The following is a 22,740-nucleotide window of genomic DNA, read 5'->3' as shown; positions in this document are numbered from 1 at the left end:
ATGGCTGTAGAAAATATTACAATGCCTCAGCTCGGGGAGAGCGTTACAGAGGGCACAATTAGTAAATGGCTCGTTAATGTTGGCGATCACGTAAACAAGTATGATCCGCTTGCAGAAGTAATGACTGATAAAGTAAATGCTGAAGTACCATCTTCTTTCACTGGTATTGTGAAAGAGTTAATCGCTGGTGAAGGTGATACGTTAGCTGTAGGTGAAGTAGTTTGTGTGATTCAAGTAGAAGGCGCAGACGAAGTAGCAGCAACAGCTGTTGAGGAAAAAACGAAAGAAGAACCAAAGGCAGCAGCAATTACGCCTGGAAAAGCACCGAAAGTAAAACAACCAACTGATGGAAAACCACGTTTTTCACCAGCTGTGTTAAAACTTGCGGGTGAGCATAACGTTGATTTAGATCTAGTAGAGGGTACGGGAGCAAACGGCCGTATCACTCGTAAAGATATTTTAAAGCTAGTGGAATCTGGAAATATTCCGCAAGCAGGTGCGGCGAAGAAAGAGGAAGCTGTAGCGGCGGTAGTAGAAGCTCGCCCAGAAGCACCAAAAGCAGCACCAGTAGCGCAAAAAGTAGAAGCTGCGAAACCAGTTTCTGTACCTACAATGCCTGGAGATATCGAAATTCCAGTCACAGGTGTGCGTAAAGCAATCGCAGCAAACATGTTACGTAGTAAACATGAAGCACCACATGCTTGGATGATGATTGAAGTAGATGTGACAAACCTTGTGTCATACCGTAACTCAATCAAAGGTGACTTTAAGAAGCGTGAAGGCTTTAACTTAACGTTCTTTGCTTTCTTCGTAAAAGCAGTAGCACAAGCGTTAAAAGAGTATCCTCAAATCAATTCAATGTGGGCTGGCGATAAAATTGTTCAGAAGAAAGATATTAACCTTTCTATCGCTGTTGCAACAGAGGAAGAACTATTTGTACCAGTAATTAAGCAAGCGGACGAGAAAACAATTAAAGGTATCGCTCGTGAAATTACAGAACTTGCAGGAAAAGTACGTACGAAATCGTTAAAAGCAGACGAAATGCAAGGTGGAACATTTACAATTAATAACACAGGATCATTCGGTTCTGTTCAATCTATGGGTATTATTAATTACCCACAAGCGGCTATTTTACAAGTTGAATCAATTGTAAAGCGCCCAGTAATTATGGATAACGGTATGTTCGGTGCTCGTGACATGGTTAACTTATGTTTATCACTTGATCACCGAGTACTTGATGGTTTAATTTGTGGTAAGTTCTTAGGACGTGTTAAAGAAATTTTGGAAAACATGTCAGAAAATAATACATCTGTATATTAATAAAAAGCTCGCTTATGCGAGCTTTTTATTATCTTATTTCTTCATCTACATCCTACTATATGTATAAATACCTTTCCCAGTAATCTTACAATAAACGATTATGTATTAGGAATTTACGAAAATACATTGCTGATATATGGTATATGGATATAAAATAAGAAAAGAATAATTTTTTTGGCAAATCTTACTGATGAAACTGTAGTATAATATATTGTATTGTATGAAAAAGAGAGTTATTCTATATAAGTGTTTTATAGATAATGTGTAATCAGTCGTCAAAACATGAAGAATGTTGACTCCTGGTTTTTTATTTTTGCCGTAACAATGTTTCAGGAGGATGTCATGAAAAGAAGTACCGAGTTTCTAAAAAGTTTAGATGTAAAATTAATTTTAATTTTGTGTGCACTATGTGTGACGAGTATAGCTGCTATATATAGCAGTCAGCAAACGGGACAGTATGGAGCTGCAAACTTTGCTATGAAACAAGGTGTTAACTACATAATTGGGGTTGTATTGTTACTTCTTGTTGCAAGCATTGATTTAGATCAGTTACAAAAATTATCTTGGCCGCTTTATATTGCTGGGTTTGCTTCACTTATTCTTTTGAAAGTATTACCACCATCAGGTTTTACACCTGAAAAATTAGGTGCAAAAAGATGGTTTGTTTTCCCAGTATTTGGACAAATTCAGCCGTCTGAGTTTTTCAAAATTGCATTGCTACTTGTAGTAGCGAGTATAGCAGTAAAACATAATGCACAGTATATGGCAAGGACATTCCAAACAGATTTAAAGCTAGTAGGTAAAATTATGCTAGTGTCACTTCCACCTATGGCGGTTGTATATAGTCAACCTGATACAGGTATGGTGTTCTTATATGCTGCTGCTATTGCATGTATTTTATTTATGTCAGGTATTCAAAAGAAATTGATAGCATTATGTACAGTTATTCCGTTGACCATATTATCTGCTTTAATATTTATTTTCTTTAAGTATCAAGATTTTTTCTATAATAATTTAGTTACTTTACTAAAACCTCACCAACAGTCGCGTATTGTAGGTTGGTTAAATCCATTTGAAAATGCAGATCAAGGTTATCAAACGCAACAATCGATTTTAGCTGTAGGTAGTGGAGGAATGGAAGGTAAAGGGTTTGGGGGAGGAAGCGTCTATATCCCAGAGAAGCATACTGACTTTATTTTCGCTACAATTGCCGAAGAAGGTGGATTTATCGTAGCAGCGTTAGTTGTCTTCTTGTTCCTATTACTACTATATCGAACAATTATTATTGGTTATTCCGCTGATAATTTATTTGGTACATTATTATGCGCTGGATCGATCGGTATATTAACAGTTCAAATATTCCAAAACATCGGTATGATCGTTGGATTAATGCCTGTAAAAGGTATTGCATTACCTTTCTTATCGTATGGGGGAAGTTCCTTATTCTCGAATATGATTATGATGGGGCTCATACTATCGGTACGGAAAACTTATAAAAAATATATGTTTTCAGTTAAGTAAAAAAAGCTGGTTCGTTTTTAAACGAACCAGCTTTTTTTACATATATGCTCATAAACGTTGCAAACTAAAACAGGATAGCAGTTTGAGACGGGTAAGGAGTGCAAAGTGATGCATATGCATATTTTTGAAGGAGCACGGCATCTTTCTAATAGTGAATGGGTTATTCGGGCTATTATAGCATACATATTTTTAATATTAGTTGCGAAAGCAATGGGGCAAAGGTCTATCGCACAACTTCGTTTTTTAGATGTTGTATTAGTGTTATTGCTTGGTGGGAATATTTCTAACGCATTGTCTGATGAAAAAGTAGGGTTACTGGGCTCGATGATTACAACGTTCATACTCGTTGTACTTCATATTATAAGCTCAGTTTTAATGCTGAAATGGGATAGATGGAGACGCTTTTTAGAGCCAGCACCTATCATTCTTATACATAATGGTTCCATTGATTTTAGCAATTTGAAAAAGGCGAGAATTACCGTGGAATATTTGTTTTCGGAACTTCGCATGCGAAATGTGAGCGATATTCAAACGATTAAATTAGCATTATGGGAAGCGAACGGTGTCGTTTCTATATTTCGGTATCCAGAATATGAAGCAGTTTCGCGGCTTGATCTTAAAGTGGCGGGAAGAAAATCTCCAGTTTCTTTTGTATTAGTAAAGGATGGGAGGATTCAGAAAGATGTTCTTGCATTATTAGGAAAAACAGAAGCGTGGGCGAGAGAATTTCTAGAGGAGAGTACAGAAGTCGAATCCATTATGTTAGCTACAGTAGATGAATCACATAAAATAAATATTTTGTTAAAAAAATGAAAAATATACGCATTTTGTCGTTTCGTACATATGATACAATAGTGTGGACAACGAAAAAGGAGGCGATACGGTGGGATATGTAGAAGAATTACGAAAAATAGTTGGTCATCGCCCTTTAATTTTAGTTGGTGCTGTTGTACTCGTTATAAATGAAAATGGATATGTTTTATTGCAGCAGCGGACAGAGCCGTACGGAAAATGGGGGCTACCTGGCGGGCTAATGGAGCTTAGTGAATCACCAGAAGAAACAGCTTATCGTGAAGTATATGAAGAGACAGGAATAAAAGTGAAGAACTTGCGACTAATCAATGTATTTTCTGGAGCGAACTACTTTACAAAATTAGCAAACGGTGATGAATTTCAATCTGTAACAACCGCCTATTATACGGATGAATACGAAGGGGATTTTGTTATGAATAAAGAAGAAGCAGTTCAGCTTAAATTCTTTTCAGTAACAGAACTACCTGACTATATTGTAGGATCGCATAAAAAAATGATTGCTGAATATATGAAGATTATGGAAAAAAAGATATAATAATAGTGAAAGAAATACAAAAACACAGTTCTGGTTGGTAGTCCAGACGCATGATTTCATGTCAGTAACCTTCCCCTCCGGGATGTCCCGTATTTCTAATTTTTTAAAGGAGGGGCTGTCAATGGATTTGACAGTATATCACGATGGCCAATTTTTTGTTGGAATTATTACATGCAAAGAACAAGGGAAATTGTATGGAGCGAGGTATATTTTTGGAGCGGAACCGTCAGATGAAGAAGTGCTTATGTTTGTGAATGGTTCACTTTTAGAGCATTTTCAGCATTTTGCAAAATGTGGTGTAGAAGTTAAAGAAAAACAGCGTCCTAAAAACATAAAGCGTATCATACGACAAGCAGCAAAAGAAACAAATGTTAAACGTTTTACTAAGGCGCAAGAGGCGATTAGTTTATCTTATGAATTGCATAAACAAGAAAAGAAAGTGCAGTCTAAGGAGAAGCGAGAAGCTGAAAAAGAAAGAAGACGTTTAATTAAAGTACAAAAAGCAAAGCAAAAACATCGTGGTCATTAAAGAAAAGGTGTTAGAGCAATTGCTCTAACACCTTTTCTATACTTAAATACAAGTAAACTTACTTGTATTTCATAAACATTAACTGGTAAGATACAAATAGGTAGTTTTAGAGGAGGGAAAAGAGTGATTAATTTTAACTTTTTTATGAATGATGTTGTCCGCCAAGCGCGTGAAGAGATTGTCTCTGCTGGATATACAGAATTGACGACGCCAGAAGCGGTAGAAGAAGCGTTTAAAAGAAATGGAACAACACTTGTAATGGTAAACTCTGTATGTGGTTGTGCAGGTGGTATTGCTCGTCCTGCTGCTGCGCATTCCGTACATTATGATAAACGTCCTAACCACCTTGTAACGGTGTTTGCAGGTCAAGATAAAGAAGCGACAGCAAGAGCGCGTGAATATTTCGAAGGGTACCCACCTTCTTCTCCATCATTTGCTTTATTAAAAGATGGAAAAATTGTAACGATGGTAGAGCGTCATGAAATTGAAGGTCATGAACCGATGCAAGTTATTGCGAAACTACAATCATATTTTGAAGAGAATTGTGAAGAACTATAAAAAATAAGAGAAAAGGCGGCACATCCACAATCAAGTGGATGTGCCGCCTTTTTTATTTATTATTAAAATTTCAGAGATATGCATAGTTATGTTGTTTTATGCATCATTTTATACATAACAAATAGCGTTTATATTGTTTTATTATTTATTTTTATTTTATATATTGCATAAAAATAAAAGTGCTGATACAATACAAACATCGAATAAATATTCTATTAAACTTTTAAATATACATCATTAGGGGGAAGAAAGATGAAGAAGTTAGTATCAATATCGTTTGCACTTATTTTAATTGTAAGTATATTCAGCGCTTGTAGTAATGGGGAATCGAAAGAAACAAAAGGAAATAAGAAAGTACTCGTAATGGGGACTTCAGCAGATTATAAACCATATGAATACGTGGAAGCTTCAAAAAGTGATGAAATTATTGGTTTTGATGTTGATGTTGCTAAATATATCGGAAAAGAACTTGGGTATGAAGTGAAAGTGAAAGATATGGATTTTGGTGGTTTATTAGCATCTCTTAGTTCAGGAAAAGTTGATTTCGTAATGGCAGGCATGACGCCAACTGCAGAGCGTAAAAATAATGTTGATTTTACAGATATTTATTTTGTTGCGAAAAATATGGTTGTTTCTAAAAAGGATTCTAACATTAAATCTGTAGAGGATTTAAAAGGGAAAAAAGTAGGGGTACAAACAGGATCTATTCAAGAAGAGAAAGCGGCAGAATTTAAAAAACAAGTAGATTTCCAAGTTGAGGGACGTGACCGTATACCAGAAATCGTACAAGAAATTAAAGCTGGTCGTTTTGACGCTGCAATTATAGAAGACACAGTTGCTAAAAATTATTTAGAGAAAATGAAAGATTTACAAGGAATTGAAATTAAAGAAGCGCCAGAAGAAGTTGGAGCAGCAATTGCCCTTCCGAAAAACAGTGATAAAACAGCTGAATTTAATAAAGTAATTAAAAAAATGCAAGAAAATGGAGAAATGGATAAATTAGTGAAGAAATGGTTTGGCAGCGGAAAATAAGCTGCCTTTCACTTTTCTGTGAGGGGAATGAAAAGAATGAACTTAGATTTTTCGGCGATTACGCCTTCGATACCATATATACTAAAAGGTTTAGAAGTTACTTTGAAAATTGTAGCGGTATCAGCTTTAGCAGGATTTATTTTAGGAACGTTATTAGCACTTTGTAAAATTGCTAGAATACGAGCATTAAATATAGCAGCAGATTTTTATACATCAATTTTTCGTGGTACACCACTTGTATTGCAATTAATGATTATTTATTTCGGTGTCCCGCAAATAATTGGTTATGAAATACCAGCATTCTTAGCAGCTGTACTTGCATTTAGCTTGAATTCAGGTGCATACATGTCAGAAGTAATTCGTGCTGGTATTCAAGCAGTTGATAAAGGACAAACAGAAGCAGCAATGGCTTTAGGGATACCATACGGAAAAATGATGAGAAATATTATTTTCCCTCAAGCATTAAAAAATATATTACCAGCGCTTGTGAACGAATTTGCGACACTTACGAAAGAATCAGCTGTAGTAACAGTAATAGGCGCGACTGATTTAATGCGTCGTGCTTACATCGTAGGCGGTGAGACATTTAAATATCTTGAACCATTACTTTTTGTTGGACTGATTTATTATATGTTAGTCATTATTCTTACATTAGTCGGGAAGGCAATTGAAGGGAGAATGAAGAAAAGTGATTAAAATTGAAAACCTTCATAAATCATTTGGTAAAAACGAAGTATTAAAAGGAATTACAACAACGATTGAAAAAGGGGAAGTAGTTGCAATTATAGGACCTTCTGGATCAGGAAAATCAACATTTTTACGTTGTATGAATATGTTAGAAGCACCAACGGATGGTCACATTTGGATTGGAACGGAAGAAGTAACGAATCCGAAAACGAATGTTATGCATGTTCGTGAAAATGTCGGTATGGTATTTCAGCATTTTCACTTATTTCCTCATATGACTGTATTAGAAAATATTACGTATGCTCCTATCAATGTAAAAGGGGTAACGAAGCAAGAAGCTGAAAAGAAAGCTGAGAAACTTTTAGAAAAGGTTGGATTAGTAGATAAAAAAAATACGTATCCGAATCGTTTGTCGGGAGGACAAAAGCAACGTGTAGCAATTGCAAGAGCGTTAGCGATGGAACCGGAAGTTATGTTATTTGATGAACCGACATCGGCGCTAGATCCAGAGATGGTGAAAGAAGTGTTAGAAGTTATGAAATCGTTAGTTACGACAGGAATGACGATGGCTATCGTTACACATGAAATGGGCTTTGCAAAAGAAGTGGCAGATCGTGTTCTTTTCTTGGACGGAGGAAAGCTTGTAGAAGATAGTGCGCCAGAAGAATTTTTTGCAGCGCCGAAAAGTGAACGTGCGCAACAATTTTTACAAAAAATATTGTAATATGAAAAGGTTATGTGAATAATAAGTAGAAAAGGATGACATTGTGTCATCCTTTTTTTATACTAGCTGTAAATACGTTTATACATATAGGAGCAATGATATGTTCAAAATTGGATACCGTACAGTAAAAACAGCAATAGGGACAGGCGCGGCAGTTTTTATTGCTCAGTTATTAGGATTAGAATTTTATAGTTCAGCAGGTATTTTAGTTATTTTATGTGTACAAAATACGAAGCGCAAATCGCTTCAAGTGTCGTTACATCGTTTTCTAGCGTGTGTATTATCAATGGTATTCGCGTTTTGTATTTTTGAAACGATCGGCTATACACCACTTGCAATTAGCATATTGTTACTTACATTTATTCCGACTGCAGTAATGCTTAAAATTCAAGAAGGTATTGTCACGAGTTCAGTTATTGTTATGCATCTATATTCATTGAAGCAAATTACATGGCTTATAGTTGGAAATGAAATTGCTATATTAACAATAGGAATTAGCGTGGCGTTATTAGTAAATATGTATATGCCGAGTAGTGAAAATAAGCTAAAAGAGTATCAGGATAAAATAGAGAGTAATTTTAAAACGATTTTGTTTGAAATGGTTGTGTATTTACGAAATCGGGAAAGTAGTTGGAGTGGAGCAGAACTCATTGAAACCGAGAATATGTTAAATGAAGCAAGAGATTTATCGTTTAAAAAACTTGAGAATGCATTTATGCGAGAAGATGATTATTACTATCGTTATTTTAATATGCGTATGCAACAATTCGAAATTTTAGAGCGAATGATACCATTAGCAGCTTCTTTATCGTGGACGTATGAACAAGCTGACATGATTGCAGATGTTGTTGAAAACATTGGTAATGCTATTAGCCCTGAGAGTACAGGCGTTATTTCCTTAAGGCAGCTTCAAGAAATGAGGGAATTATTTAGAGACATGCCATTGCCAGCTACACGCGAAGAATTTGAGATACGTGCGAAACTTGTTCAACTTGTGTATGAAATGGAACAATATTTACTCATTAAAAGTCGCTTTAAGGGAAAGGATAATATAAAAGAACTTATATAGAAGGTAGGAATTATCTATGCCGTATCTTCTCTCTATCATATTATGTCTTTCTTTATCACCGATTTGGCCTCTTGGGGATAATCCACGTGCCGGAGATCCTTTTATTATTGTAAATAAAGCAACGAATAAATTAGCTTACATTGACGATGGAAAGATTCAAAAGGTTTTTCCAGTAGCGACAGGGAAAACGAATGAATTAACTCCAGAAGGAACTTTTGATGTTGTAATGAAAGCGAAGGATCCGTATTACATTGCGAAGGATATTCCAGGTGGATCGCCAAAAAATCCACTTGGATCAAGGTGGATTGGATTTAATGCAAGGGGAACTGATGGAAGTAAATATGGAATACATGGAACAAACCAACCGAGTTCAATTGGAAAGTATATTTCACAAGGATGTATAAGAATGAAGAAAAATGATGTGGAATATTTGTTTGATCGTATTCCAATTGGAACGAAAGTATGGATTGTGAAATCGAAAAAATCATTTCAGCAATTGGCAAAAGAAAAAGGAGCCGTTGCATATGAAGAAGCCAACGAAAAGGTTGGCTTTTTCTATTGTAATAAGTTGTCTTGACATGTGTACATAACCATGCGTTAATGAAAGTATAGAAAGATAAAATTAGATAAAGGGGTTGCTCATATGTACTTGAATCCAAAACTTTCGTATATGCAGTTTTTTATGGGATTTCTATTTGTTATTACATTCATATTGGCAACTTTTAATATATGTTCTTATCTTGTAGCGATTGTATGTATGGCATTACTTAATCTCACTTTTGTTATTGGGGCATTTCAGCAGAAACAATATACAAGTTTTGTAATAGCACTTGTAATGTCATTTTCCTTTAGTATTGTAGCGATTGTGTTTTATATAAAATAAACCATCTCGATGTCGAGATGGTTTATTTTGTCATGTGTAAAAAGTAAAAAAAGGACGAACACATCGCCCTTTTTACCAAAACATACTCGCGCCAGCAAGTAATGTTGTTACAAGCATAGAAATTAGCATCACATAAACCATAATTTTTTGAGCTTTTTTATGCATCGTTATACCTCCTTGCAAATCAGTACAATTTCATTGTAACGAGAAATGAAATTATGGACAAGGGGAGAGTAAGGACAAAATTCGGGAAAGGGTTGCAAAATATAACAGGAAATTTGAGTGTGTGTAGAGAATATAGTAAAAGGGTATATTGTTAATTTTTAGTTGGGCAAGCTGAAGAATGGAGATACGATGATGAAAATATACGAAACAGATCGTTTATACTTAAGGGAAATTGATGAGTCGTATGCTGAAACAGTTCTTCAATATTACGACAGAAATCGTGAATTTTTAAAAGCTTGGGAAGAGTATAGACCGGATGATTTTTTTACGCTAGATTATCAAAAGAAAAAGTTGCAAAAGGATAGAAAAGAGTTCGAAGAAGGGAAAATCATCAGACTATGGATTTTTAAAAAGGGTGATGATACGAAAATAATTGGGTGTATTTCATTTAATTTAATCGTTCGTGGCATTTATCAATCTTGTGTACTCAGTTATAAATTAGATAAAGCAGAGTTAAACAAAGGGTATACGACAGAAGCGCTTAGAAAAGCAATTCAAGTTGCTTTTGGGGAATTTCAGTTACATCGTATAGAAGCTCCGATTATGCCTCGTAATTTAGCATCTATACAAGTAGTGACGAAGATAGGTTTTCAATATGAAGGCGTGTCTAGGAAGATGTTAATGGTAAATGGCGTGTGGGAGGATCATATGCGCTGGGTATTGTTAAATGAGTAATAGAAAGCAGATGGTTATCTAGACATGTAAACCATCTGTTTTTTGTCTTGTATTTCGAAACTTTTGCGAAATTCTGTTATAATTAATAGTGTTACATACATAATGGTAGTGCAGGAGGCGCAGTCTTATGATTAATCAAGAACGTTTAGTAAATGAATTTATGGAATTAGTACAAGTAGATTCTGAAACGAAATTTGAAGCAGAAATCTGCAAAGTATTAACGAAGAAATTTACAGATTTAGGTGTAGAAGTATTTGAAGATGACACAATGGCTGTAACGGGTCATGGTGCAGGTAACTTAATTTGTACTTTACCAGCAACAAAAGATGGTGTTGATACAATTTACTTTACTTCTCATATGGATACAGTAGTTCCTGGTAATGGAATTAAGCCTTCTATTAAAGATGGATATATCGTATCAGATGGTACAACAATTTTAGGTGCGGATGATAAAGCTGGATTAGCATCAATGTTCGAAGCTATCCGTGTTTTAAAAGAGAAAAATATCCCTCACGGTAAAATTGAATTTATTATTACAGTCGGAGAAGAATCAGGTCTTGTTGGTGCAAAAGCTTTAGATCGTGAGCGTATTACAGCGAAGTATGGCTACGCATTAGATAGTGATGGAAAAGTTGGTGAAATCGTTGTTGCAGCTCCAACACAAGCGAAAGTGAACGCAATTATTCGCGGGAAAACAGCTCACGCTGGTGTAGCACCGGAGAAAGGTGTATCTGCAATTACTATCGCAGCGAAAGCAATTGCGAAGATGCCACTTGGTCGCATTGACTCTGAAACGACTGCAAACATTGGACGTTTTGAAGGTGGTACACAAACGAATATCGTTTGCGATCATGTACAAATCTTTGCAGAAGCTCGTTCTTTAATCAATGAGAAAATGGAAGCACAAGTTGCGAAAATGAAAGAAGCATTTGAAACAACTGCAAAAGAAATGGGTGGTCATGCAGACGTTGAAGTAAACGTTATGTACCCAGGATTTAAATTTGCTGATGGCGATCACGTTGTAGAAGTTGCAAAACGTGCAGCTGAAAAAATTGGTCGTACACCTTCTCTTCACCAAAGTGGTGGCGGAAGTGATGCAAACGTAATTGCAGGACACGGTATCCCAACAGTTAACTTGGCAGTTGGTTATGAAGAAATTCATACAACAAACGAGAAGATTCCTGTTGAAGAGTTAGCAAAAACAGCAGAATTAGTTGTTGCAATTATTGAAGAAGTAGCGAAGTAATAGAATAGAAAAAGCGTGTAAATCAATTGTGATTTACACGCTTTTTATTTTGATTCGATTGTTTTTACAAGGCGTATAAGCCAATACAAGAAAAATCATAGCAGTATATAATATTAGACGAGAGAAAAATCCAAACGTATTCATGTTGAAAATTGGAAGGAGTAAATAATTATGATGATTAATATAACTACAAGGAACATATAGTTAATTTCACCATAATCAGCCTCTTTCACATGTGTATCCCCTTTATATGGATTATAAAAAAGAACAAGTAATTATTATAACTATTGTGCAAAATTTGATATAATAAAAGAACGAACGTTCTGATTAGGGAGTGAGTACTATGCGAGAAATGTATCCGAAAAATGGTCGTGTAATTTTACATGTAGATATGAATTGCTTTTTCGCATCTGTTGAAATTGCTCATGATCCATCATTACAAGGAAAGCCATTAGCGGTTGCTGGAAATGAAAAAGAGAGAAAAGGAATTATTATAACATGTAGTTATGAGGCGAGAGAATACGGAATACGTACGACGATGCCCCTTTGGGAAGCGAAAAGGTTATGCCCGCAATTAGTTGTAAGGCGTCCTAATTTCACATTATATCGCGAAGCTTCATTTCAAATGTTTCAAGTCCTTTCCCGTTTTACAGAAAAGATACAACCAGTCTCAATAGATGAAGGATATTTAGATATTACAGATCGCTACGCACTTGGTTCTCCTCTTGAAATAGCAAAGATGATTCAACAAGCACTATTAACAGAGTTGCAGCTTCCGTGTAGTATTGGAATCGCTCCAAATCTTTTCCTAGCAAAGACCGCTTCAGATATGAAAAAACCACTTGGTATTACCGTGCTTCGAAAACGCGATATTCCAGAACTGATTTGGCCACGTCCAGTTGGAGCAATGCATGGAATTGGTGAGAAAACAGCTGAAAAATTAAATGATATTCATATACAGACAATTGAACAGTTGGCAAAGGGAGACGAGCATATCATTCGCGCTAAAATTGGCAAGCACGGTGTTGATTTGCAAAGGCGTGCAAAAGGTATGGATGATAGGGAAGTGGATCCGAGTCAAATGGGACAGCATAAAAGTGTCGGTAACTCGATGACTTTTTCAAAGGATATGGATGAAGAGAAAGAATTACTTGATATGTTAGAACGTTTATCAAAGTCAGTGAGTAAAAGGTTACAAAAGCGAACCCTTGTCAGCTATAATATTCAAATTATGATTAAATACCATGATAGGCGAACAGTAACACGGAGTAAGCAATTGAAAAATGCGATTTGGGAAGAACGCGATATTTTTCAAGCAGCATCCCGTTTATGGAAGCAACATTGGGATGGTGATTCCGTTCGTTTACTAGGTGTTACAGCTACTGAAATAGAGTGGAAGACAGAATCGGTGAAACAATTAGATTTGTTTTCATTTGAAGAGGATGCAAAAAAAGAACCGCTACTTGCTGTCATTGATCAAATTAATGATAAGTATGGAACACCGCTTTTACAACGAGGTAGTCAACTACTACGTAAGCAAGAGAAGTCGTTTCAACAAAAGTTAGAAAATAAATTTATGTAGAAGGTGTCATGAAGGAGTAAAAATCATGACACCTTTCCTATTTAACTCGCTTCTAAATCTAAAGAAGTCTTCCATCCAGCTCCAGTAACGCCAGATTCTAATAGCATTCTACTTACTATTTTTTCAATTAAGATAGCTGCATTTGTCTTGCAATGTAATGTAGCCTGTATACAAACTTTTTGATTAGAATCTACATCTTCACTATACAACTCTTTTAAACCGAGCCCTTCTGTACTTACCATATGCATAAGTAAAAAACGAATATGTGCTTCATTTTCCTCTGAACAAGTAAGGGAAAGTAAGTAGTTCGTTTGTTCAGGTGATTCTTCTTTTGATTTTTTATTCATAAAAAGAGCAATTGGGCGAAGAAGTATATTTGCTAGTAACACGCCGGCTGCACCTAATATAGCTGCAACGAGGAAACCGGCGCCTGTAAGAGTACCGACAGCAGCTGCACACCATAAAGTAGCTGCCGTATTTAGCCCTCTAATACTAAAACCATCGCGGATAATAACGCCACCCCCTAAAAAGCCAATGCCACTAACGACTTGAGCAGCAATGCGGGAGGGGCTAGCATCATGATCAAGCATGACGGATAATAAAACAAATATACAGGCACCAAGTGATACGAGAGCATTTGTTCGTAACCCAGCCATTCGATGTCTCCATTGTCTTTCCATTCCAATGCAAGCTCCTACAATAATTGCTATAACTAATCTGAATATAATGTCGTACCATACCATCATGGTCACCTCCATATATAAATATGTGTTATGTCTTTTAGAATGAGCGGGGAATACCCACTCATTCTTATTTTTACAACCAGCTATGAAACTTTTTAATATAAAGCTTTTTCAGGAATTGTGTTAAAAAAGCGTAGCCTAATAGTATTCCTACTAACCAAGGGAAGTAGCTAAGTGGCAATGCTTGTAAACCAACGGCTGCACCAAGTGGTGAGAATGGAATATAAATCCCGATTGCCATAATAAGAGCGGTTAATAAAACGACGGGTGTTGATGCAACGCTTTGAATAAATGGAATCTTCTGTGTTCGTATCATGTGAACAATTAAAGTTTGTGTTAACAATCCAACCACAAACCAACCGGACTGGAATAATGATTGCTCGCTCGGTGTATTTGCGCCAAATACATTCCACATGACTACGTATGTGATAATATCAAATATGGAACTAATTGGGCCGATACAAATAATGAAGTTTCGTAAGTTTGCAGTATCCCATTTTCGGGGTTTTTCTAGAAACTCTTTATCCATTTTGTCCCATGGAATAGAAAGTTGTGAAATATCATAAAGTAAGTTTTGAATTAAAAGATGAATGGCAAGCATCGGTAAAAAAGGAATGAAAGCACTTGCTACTAACACGCTAAACACATTACCGAAGTTAGAGCTAGCTGTCATCTTAATATATTTTAAAATATTTCCGAATGTAGTACGTCCTTCTACAATCCCGGCTTCTAATATAGTTAAACTTTTTTCGAGTAGAATAATATCAGAAGCTTCTTTCGCAATATCAGTAGCAGTATCAACAGATATTCCGACATCAGCTTCACGTAATGCTACAGCATCGTTAATGCCGTCTCCCATGTAACCTACAGTGTGTCCGTTTCCTTGTAATGCGTGTATAATGCGAGATTTTTGCATTGGATTAAGCTTCGCAAATACAGTCGTTTCTTCAGCAAGTTTTGCTAATGCTTTATCTGGTAAAGAATCAATCTCGTAACCGAGGATTGGTTCGCCGATATCTAATCCAACTTCTTTACAAACTTTTCGTGTAACAATTTCGTTATCGCCAGTTAAAATTTTCACTTGTACACCATGCTTTTGTAATGCTTGAATTGCAGCTGCTGCAGATGGTTTCGGGGGATCTAAAAAGCCGATATATCCAGCGAGAATCATATCAGTTTCGTCTTTTACTGCGTACTCTTTATCATTTATGTTTCTATCTTTTTTATAAGCCACAGCAATAACCCGCATACCTTCACTATTCAATGTCTCGCTTAGTTTTTTGACATTTGAGCGTATTTCCTCAGTGAGTGTAACGATTTTTTTATCCACTTCAGTGTAGTTGCAAATTGATAAAATTTCTTCTACGGCACCTTTACAAACCATTGTATGTTCACCTGAAATATCTTTTACGATGACTGACATACGCCGGCGGGCGAAATCGAATGGAATTTCATCTAGCTTTTGAAAAGCTGATGGGTCAAATGTATTGTTTTCCTCTGTATGCTTAATAACAGCTTTATCTATTAAGTTTTTCAATCCAGTTTGATAGAAACTATTTAAATAGGCAAATTGCAAGACACGATTGCATTTATTTCCATTAGAATCTAAGTGACGAACAAGGACAACTTTATCTTCTGTTAAAGTTCCGGTTTTATCTGTACAAAGAATGTTCATAGCACCTAAGTTTTGAATAGAATTTAGCTGTTTTACAATTACTTTTTGTTTAGACATGTTAACGGCACCTTTAGCTAAATTAGCAGTTACAATCATTGGTAACATTTCAGGTGTAAGGCCAACAGCAACGGCAATAGCGAAGAAGAAAGCTTCTTGCCAATCTCCCTTTGTGAATCCGTTAATGAGAAGGACGATAGGCGCCATAATAAGCATGAATGTAATTAAGAGCCAGCTTACTTTGTTTACACCTTTATCAAAGCTTGTTTCTACACGCTTTCCGATTACCTTATTTGCTAAAGAGCCGAAATACGTATCGGTACTTGTTGAGATGACAACAGCTTTTGCGCTACCACTTACAATATTTGTTCCCATGAAGCAAAGGTTTTCCATATCGAGTGGATTGTAATTTTTTTTCATGTTTTTCGGTAAGATATGCTTATTTTCTGTATGGTAGCAGTGTTCGTATTTTTCTACAGGAAGTGCTTCCCCTGTTAAAGAAGATTGATTAACAAATAAATCTTTAGCGGATACAACACGCACATCAGCTGGAACGATATCACCAGCTGAAAGGGAAATAATATCGCCAGGTACAAGTTCCTCAATTGGAATTTCTGTTGTGTAATTTCGATTTAAATTCGTTACATTTTTTGTTTCATGTACAAATCCATTTATTCTAAATACGCTCGCAGTTGTTCGAACCATAGCCTTTAACTTATCGGCAGCTTTTTGAGAACGAAATTCTTGGGAAAACCGAATCGTTGCACTAAGTAGTACCATTGCAGATACGACAATTGTTCCTTGTATGTCATCTGTGAAAAAGGAGAGTGCTCCAAGAGCTAATAAAACGAAAATAAATGGATTTTTAAATGCCAGCAGAAATTGAATGTACCACGGCGCCATTTTATTATGAGCTATTTCGTTCGGACCGTATAAAGAAAGTCTACGAGCCACTTCTTGTTTAGATAATCCATCTTGTGTTGTTTCTAGAAGTTTTAACGCAGAGAGTACATCTTGTGTTGCAATCTCCACTAATAATTCGTTATTTGTTTTCATGCTATCTTGCTCATAAGCATGCTTTGTTTCTTGTCTTTGTAAATTAAACATCGGTAGTTCCTCCTCTGTCATGAAGGAGGAAACAATCTGTTACCTAACTATTTGAAATGGTGAGGAACAGTTTCTTTCCTACCTACATGATGAAATATGAATGTAAAACGTATGGGTATCTGGGCCGAATCATCAATTGCCAACTGTTCCTCACCTCCGTACAATTTAGTAGTTTCTGAATATGCTATGTTTGTTTCATAGTAAGGTGCATATAGACGTAAAAAGACCTTTACTCAAAACGAGTAAAGGTCTGAATTCGCAGTTAAAAGAGTCCACAACAAAGACTGCTAGTAGACATAAATAAAAACAGTTTTTGTGTATGACAAAATACATGCACCTCTCCCTCGTTGAGTTTTAGCACTGTATAGCATAGGTACTGAAACCAGCTACGTTAAAAAAGGCCTTCATTCCGACCTTTCCTGTTGACCCATTGGCGTCTCTCGACATTTTTGGGCAGCAGCGTTTCTCTATACAGGAGCCTCACCTAACAGAGACCATATTCAATTACATGTTGAATGTTAGCACTGTAAAATCGTAGTGTCAATATCTTTTTTATCTGTGTTTTTAAAATATTAAATGAATTTATAATAGATATATGGGATGAAATACATGATATTAATTATAAATAATGTGGAAAATAAATATTTTTATAAAAGGGGAATTTGTAATGATACCACAAAATTTTATTATAAATATTGAGAATCAAAAGTGGTTGTTTAATGAGCTGGAAGATTTATGTTCTCACGGGGAAATTTATTTAAATGTGGATGGAACGATTATTACACAAACAGGTATGGATGAGGAATGGGGAATAAGTGAATCAGCTTTAGCTCTGTTACGAACTTTAGATAAAGAATATATTTGTGATATTGAAAATGAAGAGGGGCTTATTTTGCACGGATGTGGCACTATGCTCATGTTAGGATGCCCAATTTCAATTCATTGGACTATAAACCATATAGGTGAAAATGTGGTTTTAAAGAATTTTGTCAAAGTTATTTCTACTGATCAAAAGGCTATATACTATGAAGGGCTTCATATAGAAGTAAATGAAAATGAATATAGAAAACAAATTGTTTCTTTTGCGCTACAAGCAAAAGAATTATTCAATAAATCAAGTGAAAAGATAATTTTAGATGAGTTTGATCAAAGTATGTATACAGACTTTTGGACGGAATATAATCATTTGCTAAATAAGTATAAATAAAAAAGCACTGTAACCAGTGCTTTTTTATTATAGATTACGAGATTGTAGGGTTTTCAAAAATAACAATCTCTGAACTGTTTGTAGTTGAAACGCGTTGGGCGTAATATGTTAAAGCTGAAGAAATATATGCTGGTAACGTATCATTTGTATGTGATGTTGTATATTCATGGATTAATTCCTTTAAAGTTGTCCATTCTAATTGTGCTGGGTGATCAGACACGAAAGAACTTACCCAGCGATCAAATGAAGATGAAAAATCAGTTTGTAAACGAAATACTTCTTTCATAATAAAACGCTCCCTTAAAATGTAGTATAATCATTTTAACACAAAACACGAACGATCGCTAAATTTTTTAAGTATAATGTTCGTGTTATATAGTTGTCTAGATGATTGGTTATGTAAATTCAATTTGCCATTTGAAATAACATTCCGTAAGATGAGAGATAGAGTATATTTAGAGCTGGAGGAAAGAAAGTGGAATTTGTATTTTTAGGAACTGGTGCAGGTGTTCCTTCAAAAGGAAGGAACGTTTCAGCAATTGCTTTACAATTGTTAGAAGAACGAGGACAAACTTGGTTATTTGATTGTGGCGAGGCCACGCAACATCAAATATTACATACATCTGTACGTCCGCGCCGCATTGAAAAAATATTTATTACGCATTTACATGGCGATCATATTTTTGGATTGCCTGGTTTATTAGGTAGCCGTTCATTTCAAGGAGGAACTACGCCTTTAACGGTGTATGGACCGAAAGGAATTAAACAATTTATTGAAGTGGCATTATCGGTAAGTACGACACATGTGAAATATCCACTTGAAGTTGTGGAGATAACAGAAGAAGGTACCGTATTTGAAGATAATGAATTTTATGTAGAAACGAAAAGATTGTCACACGGTATAGAATGTTTTGGATATCGTATTGTAGAGAAAGATATACAAGGTGCTCTTTTAGTTGATAAGTTGCTTGAGATGGGTGTGAAACCAGGTCCAATCTTTAAACGTTTAAAGGATGGAGAAGTAGTTGAATTAGAGGATGGCACGATATTAAATGGAAATGAGTTTATCGGCCCACCTCAAAAAGGAAGAATTATTACTATCTTAGGTGATACGCGATATTGCGAAGCGAGTAGGGAGCTTGCGCAAGATGCAGATGTACTTGTCCATGAAGCGACTTTCGCAGCAGAAGATGAGCAACAAGCGCATGATTATTTTCATTCCACATCTAAGCAAGCTGCGAGCATTGCACTTCAGGCAAATGCGAAGCGATTAATCTTAACTCACATTAGTTCTCGCTATCAAGGAGATACATATAAGGAATTATTGAAAGAGGCAAGAGAGTTGTTTTCTAATACAGAAATAGCGACAGATTTGAAATCATTCCCAGTAGAAAAATAATAATTTTGTAAAAAATGGTAACGATGGGTTACCATTTTTTTATGTCTAAAAAAATTTAAAAATAAAACTGTTATTATTTTATACTTATACTTGGATGATACAGAAAATTAGAATGGTTTGAATATATACGATAAAAATACGAAATAATGATTATTTAGAAAAACTGTTATATAAGTCAGATGACATACAAGTGATACAAATAGTAGGAATGGACTTTTATTCAGAACTTTTAAAATTCAACAAAAGTAAGCGTTTTATAAAAAACAAGCTATAATGAGGGCAGATTATAATTTATGATAAGTCACATGCTTTTTAGTTATTATCGTAACAAGTGAAGTTGACTAAACCATGAGAGAGTAACATGAGAATTATAATAGGAAAGATATCGCTTGTTTATGCTATCCTTGCAATGGCTTCTGTGTTAAACTTTGGATTGCTACCAGACTTTATTGTGGATTATCTTATATCATTTTTTAATGAAAATAATGCTAAGATTCTTATGTATTATTATAACTGGTATTATTTCAGGTTATATTGGATTACTTTTATTTAAAAATTATCCAATTCATACAGCAGAACAAATTCGTGGTACAACTGGAAAAGCGACAGATGTAGCAGGTTAATAGAATAGTAGAATAAATTTTTGCATAGAGGTTTAGGGGGAGTTATGATGAAGTATCGCTCAGTATTTGATATTATCGGTCCAGTTATGATTGGACCATCAAGTTCACATACAGCAGGCGCGGCAAGAATGGGGCAAGTTGCTCGCCAGCTGTTTCGTCATGAACCAGAAAGAGTAAGCATTTCGTTATATGGATCATTTGCAAAGACGTATCGAGGGCATGGTACGGATGTAGCACTAATCGGTGGAATATTAGGATTTGAAACAGATGACTTACGTATTCCAGAGGCGCTAGAAATAGCAAAAGAGCGCGGAATTGAAGTGGAATTCATTGAAGAAGATGCCAATGCACCTCACCCAAATACAGCGAAAATTCGTTTGTATAAAGGTGAAGAAGAAATTGAAGTTGTTGCTTGCTCAATTGGTGGCGGTAAAATTGAAGTTGTAGAATTAAACGGATTCGATCTTCAATTATCAGGCACAAGTCCAGCACTACTTATTGTAAATAACGATCGCTTTGGTGCTATTGCAGCAGTAGCTTCAATCCTTGCTACAAACGAGATTAACATTAGTACAATGAGTGTTTCTCGTAAAGAAAAAGGAAGAAGAGCGCTTATGGTTATTGAAACAGATGAATTATTAGCAGATGAAGTGATTGAAGAAATAAAAGCGCAACAAAATATTTGTCAAGTAACTATTATGGATTAATTGCAGGGGGGACACACCATGTTTCGGAACGCAGCGGAACTAGTGGCGCAAGCTAAAGAACAAAATGTAAAAATCGCAGAAATTATGATTCAATGTGAAATGGAAACAAGAAGTATTTCACGTGAAGAAGTAATTGCTGGTATGGAAAAGAACTTAGTCGTGATGGAACAAGCAGTAGAACGTGGTATTCGCGGCGTGAAATCACCAACTGGTTTAACTGGTGGAGATGCTGTAAAAGTTCAAGCGTATATGAAGAGTGGAAAAGGCTTATCTGGAGATACGATTTTGGATGCAGTAAGCAAAGCTGTTGCAACAAATGAAGTAAACGCAGCGATGGGAATTATTTGTGCAACACCAACAGCAGGGTCTGCTGGAACAGTGCCAGGTGTACTATTTGCGCTAAGAGAAAAATTGCAGCCTACACGTGAAGAAATGATTGAATTCTTATTTACAGCAGGAGCTTTCGGTATGGTTGTTGCGAATAACGCTTGTATTTCTGGTGCTGCAGGAGGATGCCAAGCTGAAGTTGGTTCAGCAAGTGGAATGGCGGCTGCAGCTGCAGTTGAGATGGCTGGTGGAACACAAGATCAAGCAGCTACAGCGATGGCAATTTCATTAAAGAACATGCTTGGTTTAGTGTGTGATCCTGTTGCAGGACTTGTAGAAGTACCTTGTGTAAAACGTAATGCAGCAGGAGCTGCAAATGCGATGATTTCAGCAGATTTAGCATTAGCTGGTGTAACGAGTACAATTCCATGTGATGAAGTAATTGAGGCAATGTTTAGAATCGGACAAACGATGCCAGTAGCACTTCGTGAAACAGCGGAAGGTGGACTTGCAGCAACGCCGACTGGTCGTCGCCTGCAAGAAGAGATTTTTGGGAAGAACAATAACTAAGTGTAATTATAGAAAAAGGAGCTCAAATAAACTTGAGCTCCTTTTTTTATTTTTCTTTTGTTAGTTGTTCTAATGTTTTTCCAAGATTATGTGATCGTTCCGTTGCCTGTGTAATACAAGAAATAAGTGCTTGTTGAAATTTATGTTCTTGTAATACTTCAATACCTGCTTCGGTAGTTCCGCCAGGAGAAGTAATTTCCTTTCGCAAAATAGAAGGGTGTTTGTCACTTGCTTTTAGCATTTCAGCAGCACCAATCATCGTTTGAAGAATAAGTGATTTTGCAACATCTTCTTTTAAACCAATTTTTTTTGCAGCTTCTTCCATAGCTTCCACTACGTAATAAATATAAGCAGGTCCACTTCCGGATAATGCAGTGACAGCATGCATATCTTCTTCCTCTACAACAGAGACGAGACCAATCGTTTCAAATAAAGATGTTGCAGTGCGAATATGTTCCGCTGTTGCATGTTTCGAAGGGGAGATAGCGGTAGCTGATTTTAAAATGGCTGCGGATGTATTTGGCATTGCACGAATAATTGGAACGTCTTTTTGAAGTAGTTTTCTAATTGAGTGAGTAGAAACACCTGCTAGTAATGAAATAATAAGCACGTTATTATTTATGTATTCTTTAAAAGGGATAAGCGCCTCTGCAACATCCTTTGGTTTCATTGCTAGAAAAAGAATATTTGCATCAGTAAGTAATTCTTTTTTATTATGAGTACCTTTGACACCGTATTTTTTATGTAGCTCTTGTAATCTTGTCTCGTTAGAACGATTACTTACAGTAATTTGTTCACATTTAACAACATTTGCATGTAACAAGCCACCAATAATAGCTTCAGCAATAGAGCCTGCACCGAGAAAGGAAATGTTTTGAATAGACATGATGTTCCTCCTTTAATTTTGGTTAGAAATTCTTATAAATGTACATACATTCGTTTTTTTATAGGAAACACCTCTTTTTATCTGAAAATAATGACAAATA

25 protein-coding genes and 1 riboswitch are annotated in these 22,740 nt (G+C 35.8%); of the genes, 20 read left to right on the top strand and 5 right to left on the bottom strand.

Features of this window, described 5'->3' with window-relative positions:
* The 12 genes from ACS2FK_RS02445 to ACS2FK_RS02390 all read left to right on the top strand — a co-directional run bounded on the left by ACS2FK_RS02445 (window position 1) and on the right by ACS2FK_RS02390 (window position 9,671).
* Window positions 1-1,320: a dihydrolipoamide acetyltransferase family protein gene (locus tag ACS2FK_RS02445; protein WP_023522987.1), complete on the top strand. Its 1,320-nt coding sequence runs from the start codon at window positions 1-3 to the stop codon at window positions 1,318-1,320.
* Window positions 1,321-1,662: 342 nt separating this feature from the next.
* Window positions 1,663-2,841 (top strand): FtsW/RodA/SpoVE family cell cycle protein, encoded by a 1,179-nt coding sequence (locus ACS2FK_RS02440; protein WP_000831181.1) that lies wholly within the window; start codon window positions 1,663-1,665, stop codon window positions 2,839-2,841.
* A gap of 108 nt (window positions 2,842-2,949) precedes the next feature.
* Complete coding sequence (locus ACS2FK_RS02435) at window positions 2,950-3,654, top strand: DUF421 domain-containing protein (RefSeq protein WP_000550963.1); 705 nt, start codon at window positions 2,950-2,952, stop codon at window positions 3,652-3,654.
* Window positions 3,655-3,724: 70 nt separating this feature from the next.
* Entirely contained in the window at window positions 3,725-4,189 is a 465-nt protein-coding gene (locus ACS2FK_RS02430; RefSeq protein ID WP_000542551.1) for an NUDIX hydrolase, read from the top strand.
* A gap of 121 nt (window positions 4,190-4,310) precedes the next feature.
* Entirely contained in the window at window positions 4,311-4,718 is a 408-nt protein-coding gene (locus tag ACS2FK_RS02425; protein ID WP_000366603.1) for a YjdF family protein, read from the top strand.
* A gap of 144 nt (window positions 4,719-4,862) precedes the next feature.
* Entirely contained in the window at window positions 4,863-5,276 is a 414-nt protein-coding gene (locus ACS2FK_RS02420) for a BrxA/BrxB family bacilliredoxin (RefSeq protein WP_001979317.1), read from the top strand.
* Between the two features lie 252 nt (window positions 5,277-5,528).
* Window positions 5,529-6,308, top strand: coding sequence for a transporter substrate-binding domain-containing protein (locus tag ACS2FK_RS02415; RefSeq protein ID WP_000737678.1), 780 nt, complete (start codon window positions 5,529-5,531; stop codon window positions 6,306-6,308).
* 36 nt (window positions 6,309-6,344) lie between these two features.
* Entirely contained in the window at window positions 6,345-7,004 is a 660-nt protein-coding gene (locus ACS2FK_RS02410; protein WP_001046915.1) for an amino acid ABC transporter permease, read from the top strand.
* Window positions 6,997-7,719, top strand: a complete 723-nt coding sequence (locus ACS2FK_RS02405; protein ID WP_000590203.1) for an amino acid ABC transporter ATP-binding protein — start codon at window positions 6,997-6,999, stop codon at window positions 7,717-7,719. The genes ACS2FK_RS02410 and ACS2FK_RS02405 overlap by 8 nt, the downstream gene beginning before the upstream one ends.
* Window positions 7,720-7,819: 100 nt before the next feature.
* On the top strand, window positions 7,820-8,788 hold the full coding sequence (locus tag ACS2FK_RS02400; RefSeq protein WP_000472671.1) for an aromatic acid exporter family protein: 969 nt from the start codon (window positions 7,820-7,822) through the stop codon (window positions 8,786-8,788).
* Between the two features lie 16 nt (window positions 8,789-8,804).
* Window positions 8,805-9,365: a L,D-transpeptidase gene (locus tag ACS2FK_RS02395; protein ID WP_001146564.1), complete on the top strand. Its 561-nt coding sequence runs from the start codon at window positions 8,805-8,807 to the stop codon at window positions 9,363-9,365.
* 66 nt (window positions 9,366-9,431) lie between these two features.
* The gene (locus tag ACS2FK_RS02390) at window positions 9,432-9,671 is read left to right on the top strand and encodes a DUF3894 domain-containing protein (protein WP_000281167.1); all 240 of its coding nucleotides are present in this window, start codon (window positions 9,432-9,434) and stop codon (window positions 9,669-9,671) included.
* A 72-nt stretch (window positions 9,672-9,743) separates the two neighbouring features.
* Here the strand turns inward: ACS2FK_RS02390 and prli42 are convergent, their stop codons facing one another.
* Window positions 9,744-9,836 (bottom strand): stressosome-associated protein Prli42, encoded by a 93-nt coding sequence (prli42, locus tag ACS2FK_RS02385; RefSeq protein WP_000549037.1) that lies wholly within the window; start codon window positions 9,834-9,836, stop codon window positions 9,744-9,746.
* Between the two features lie 189 nt (window positions 9,837-10,025).
* Between prli42 and ACS2FK_RS02380 the strand changes: the two genes are divergently transcribed.
* The 3 genes from ACS2FK_RS02380 (at window position 10,026) to ACS2FK_RS02370 (ending at window position 13,399) form a co-directional block, all read left to right on the top strand.
* Window positions 10,026-10,571 (top strand): GNAT family N-acetyltransferase, encoded by a 546-nt coding sequence (locus ACS2FK_RS02380; RefSeq protein ID WP_001987197.1) that lies wholly within the window; start codon window positions 10,026-10,028, stop codon window positions 10,569-10,571.
* 127 nt (window positions 10,572-10,698) lie between these two features.
* Window positions 10,699-11,817, top strand: coding sequence for a tripeptidase T (locus tag ACS2FK_RS02375; protein ID WP_000609803.1), 1,119 nt, complete (start codon window positions 10,699-10,701; stop codon window positions 11,815-11,817).
* A gap of 343 nt (window positions 11,818-12,160) precedes the next feature.
* A complete protein-coding gene (locus ACS2FK_RS02370) occupies window positions 12,161-13,399 on the top strand; it encodes a DNA polymerase IV (protein ID WP_063548616.1) in 1,239 nt (412 codons plus the stop codon).
* A gap of 41 nt (window positions 13,400-13,440) precedes the next feature.
* Here ACS2FK_RS02370 and ACS2FK_RS02365 read toward each other — a convergent pair whose 3' ends face one another.
* Both ACS2FK_RS02365 and mgtA read right to left on the bottom strand, forming a co-directional pair.
* A complete protein-coding gene (locus tag ACS2FK_RS02365) occupies window positions 13,441-14,142 on the bottom strand; it encodes an MgtC/SapB family protein (RefSeq protein WP_000262338.1) in 702 nt (233 codons plus the stop codon).
* Window positions 14,143-14,215: 73 nt separating this feature from the next.
* Window positions 14,216-16,921, bottom strand: coding sequence for a magnesium-translocating P-type ATPase (gene mgtA / locus ACS2FK_RS02360; protein ID WP_063548614.1), 2,706 nt, complete (start codon window positions 16,919-16,921; stop codon window positions 14,216-14,218).
* 331 nt (window positions 16,922-17,252) lie between these two features.
* Window positions 17,253-17,420, bottom strand: a riboswitch (M-box (ykoK) riboswitch).
* A 168-nt stretch (window positions 17,421-17,588) separates the two neighbouring features.
* On the opposite strand from mgtA, the gene ACS2FK_RS02355 reads away from it, so the two are divergent.
* Window positions 17,589-18,128, top strand: coding sequence for a hypothetical protein (locus ACS2FK_RS02355; RefSeq protein ID WP_063548612.1), 540 nt, complete (start codon window positions 17,589-17,591; stop codon window positions 18,126-18,128).
* Window positions 18,129-18,162: 34 nt separating this feature from the next.
* On the opposite strand, the gene ACS2FK_RS02350 is transcribed toward ACS2FK_RS02355, so the two are convergent.
* Window positions 18,163-18,414, bottom strand: coding sequence for a DUF3932 family protein (locus tag ACS2FK_RS02350; protein ID WP_000665709.1), 252 nt, complete (start codon window positions 18,412-18,414; stop codon window positions 18,163-18,165).
* A gap of 189 nt (window positions 18,415-18,603) precedes the next feature.
* Here ACS2FK_RS02350 and rnz point away from each other — a divergent pair, with 189 nt between their 5' ends.
* The 4 genes from rnz to sdaAA all read left to right on the top strand — a co-directional run bounded on the left by rnz (window position 18,604) and on the right by sdaAA (window position 21,754).
* Complete coding sequence (gene rnz / locus ACS2FK_RS02345) at window positions 18,604-19,527, top strand: ribonuclease Z (RefSeq protein ID WP_000397454.1); 924 nt, start codon at window positions 18,604-18,606, stop codon at window positions 19,525-19,527.
* A gap of 485 nt (window positions 19,528-20,012) precedes the next feature.
* Window positions 20,013-20,150 (top strand): hypothetical protein, encoded by a 138-nt coding sequence (locus ACS2FK_RS02340; RefSeq protein WP_000943432.1) that lies wholly within the window; start codon window positions 20,013-20,015, stop codon window positions 20,148-20,150.
* Window positions 20,151-20,197: 47 nt separating this feature from the next.
* Complete coding sequence (sdaAB, locus tag ACS2FK_RS02335; RefSeq protein WP_000877449.1) at window positions 20,198-20,857, top strand: L-serine ammonia-lyase, iron-sulfur-dependent subunit beta; 660 nt, start codon at window positions 20,198-20,200, stop codon at window positions 20,855-20,857.
* Between the two features lie 18 nt (window positions 20,858-20,875).
* A complete protein-coding gene (gene sdaAA, locus ACS2FK_RS02330) occupies window positions 20,876-21,754 on the top strand; it encodes an L-serine ammonia-lyase, iron-sulfur-dependent, subunit alpha (RefSeq protein WP_000489461.1) in 879 nt (292 codons plus the stop codon).
* A 46-nt stretch (window positions 21,755-21,800) separates the two neighbouring features.
* Here sdaAA and proI read toward each other — a convergent pair whose 3' ends face one another.
* The gene (gene proI / locus ACS2FK_RS02325; RefSeq protein ID WP_000027242.1) at window positions 21,801-22,640 is read right to left on the bottom strand and encodes a pyrroline-5-carboxylate reductase ProI; all 840 of its coding nucleotides are present in this window, start codon (window positions 22,638-22,640) and stop codon (window positions 21,801-21,803) included.
* Window positions 22,641-22,740 lie beyond the last annotated feature (100 nt).

The sequence above is a fragment of the Bacillus cereus group sp. BceL220 genome, assembly GCF_051776965.1.
Lineage (GTDB): Bacteria > Bacillota > Bacilli > Bacillales > Bacillaceae_G > Bacillus_A > Bacillus_A cereus.
This window is presented reverse-complemented; position numbering and strand designations above follow the sequence as displayed.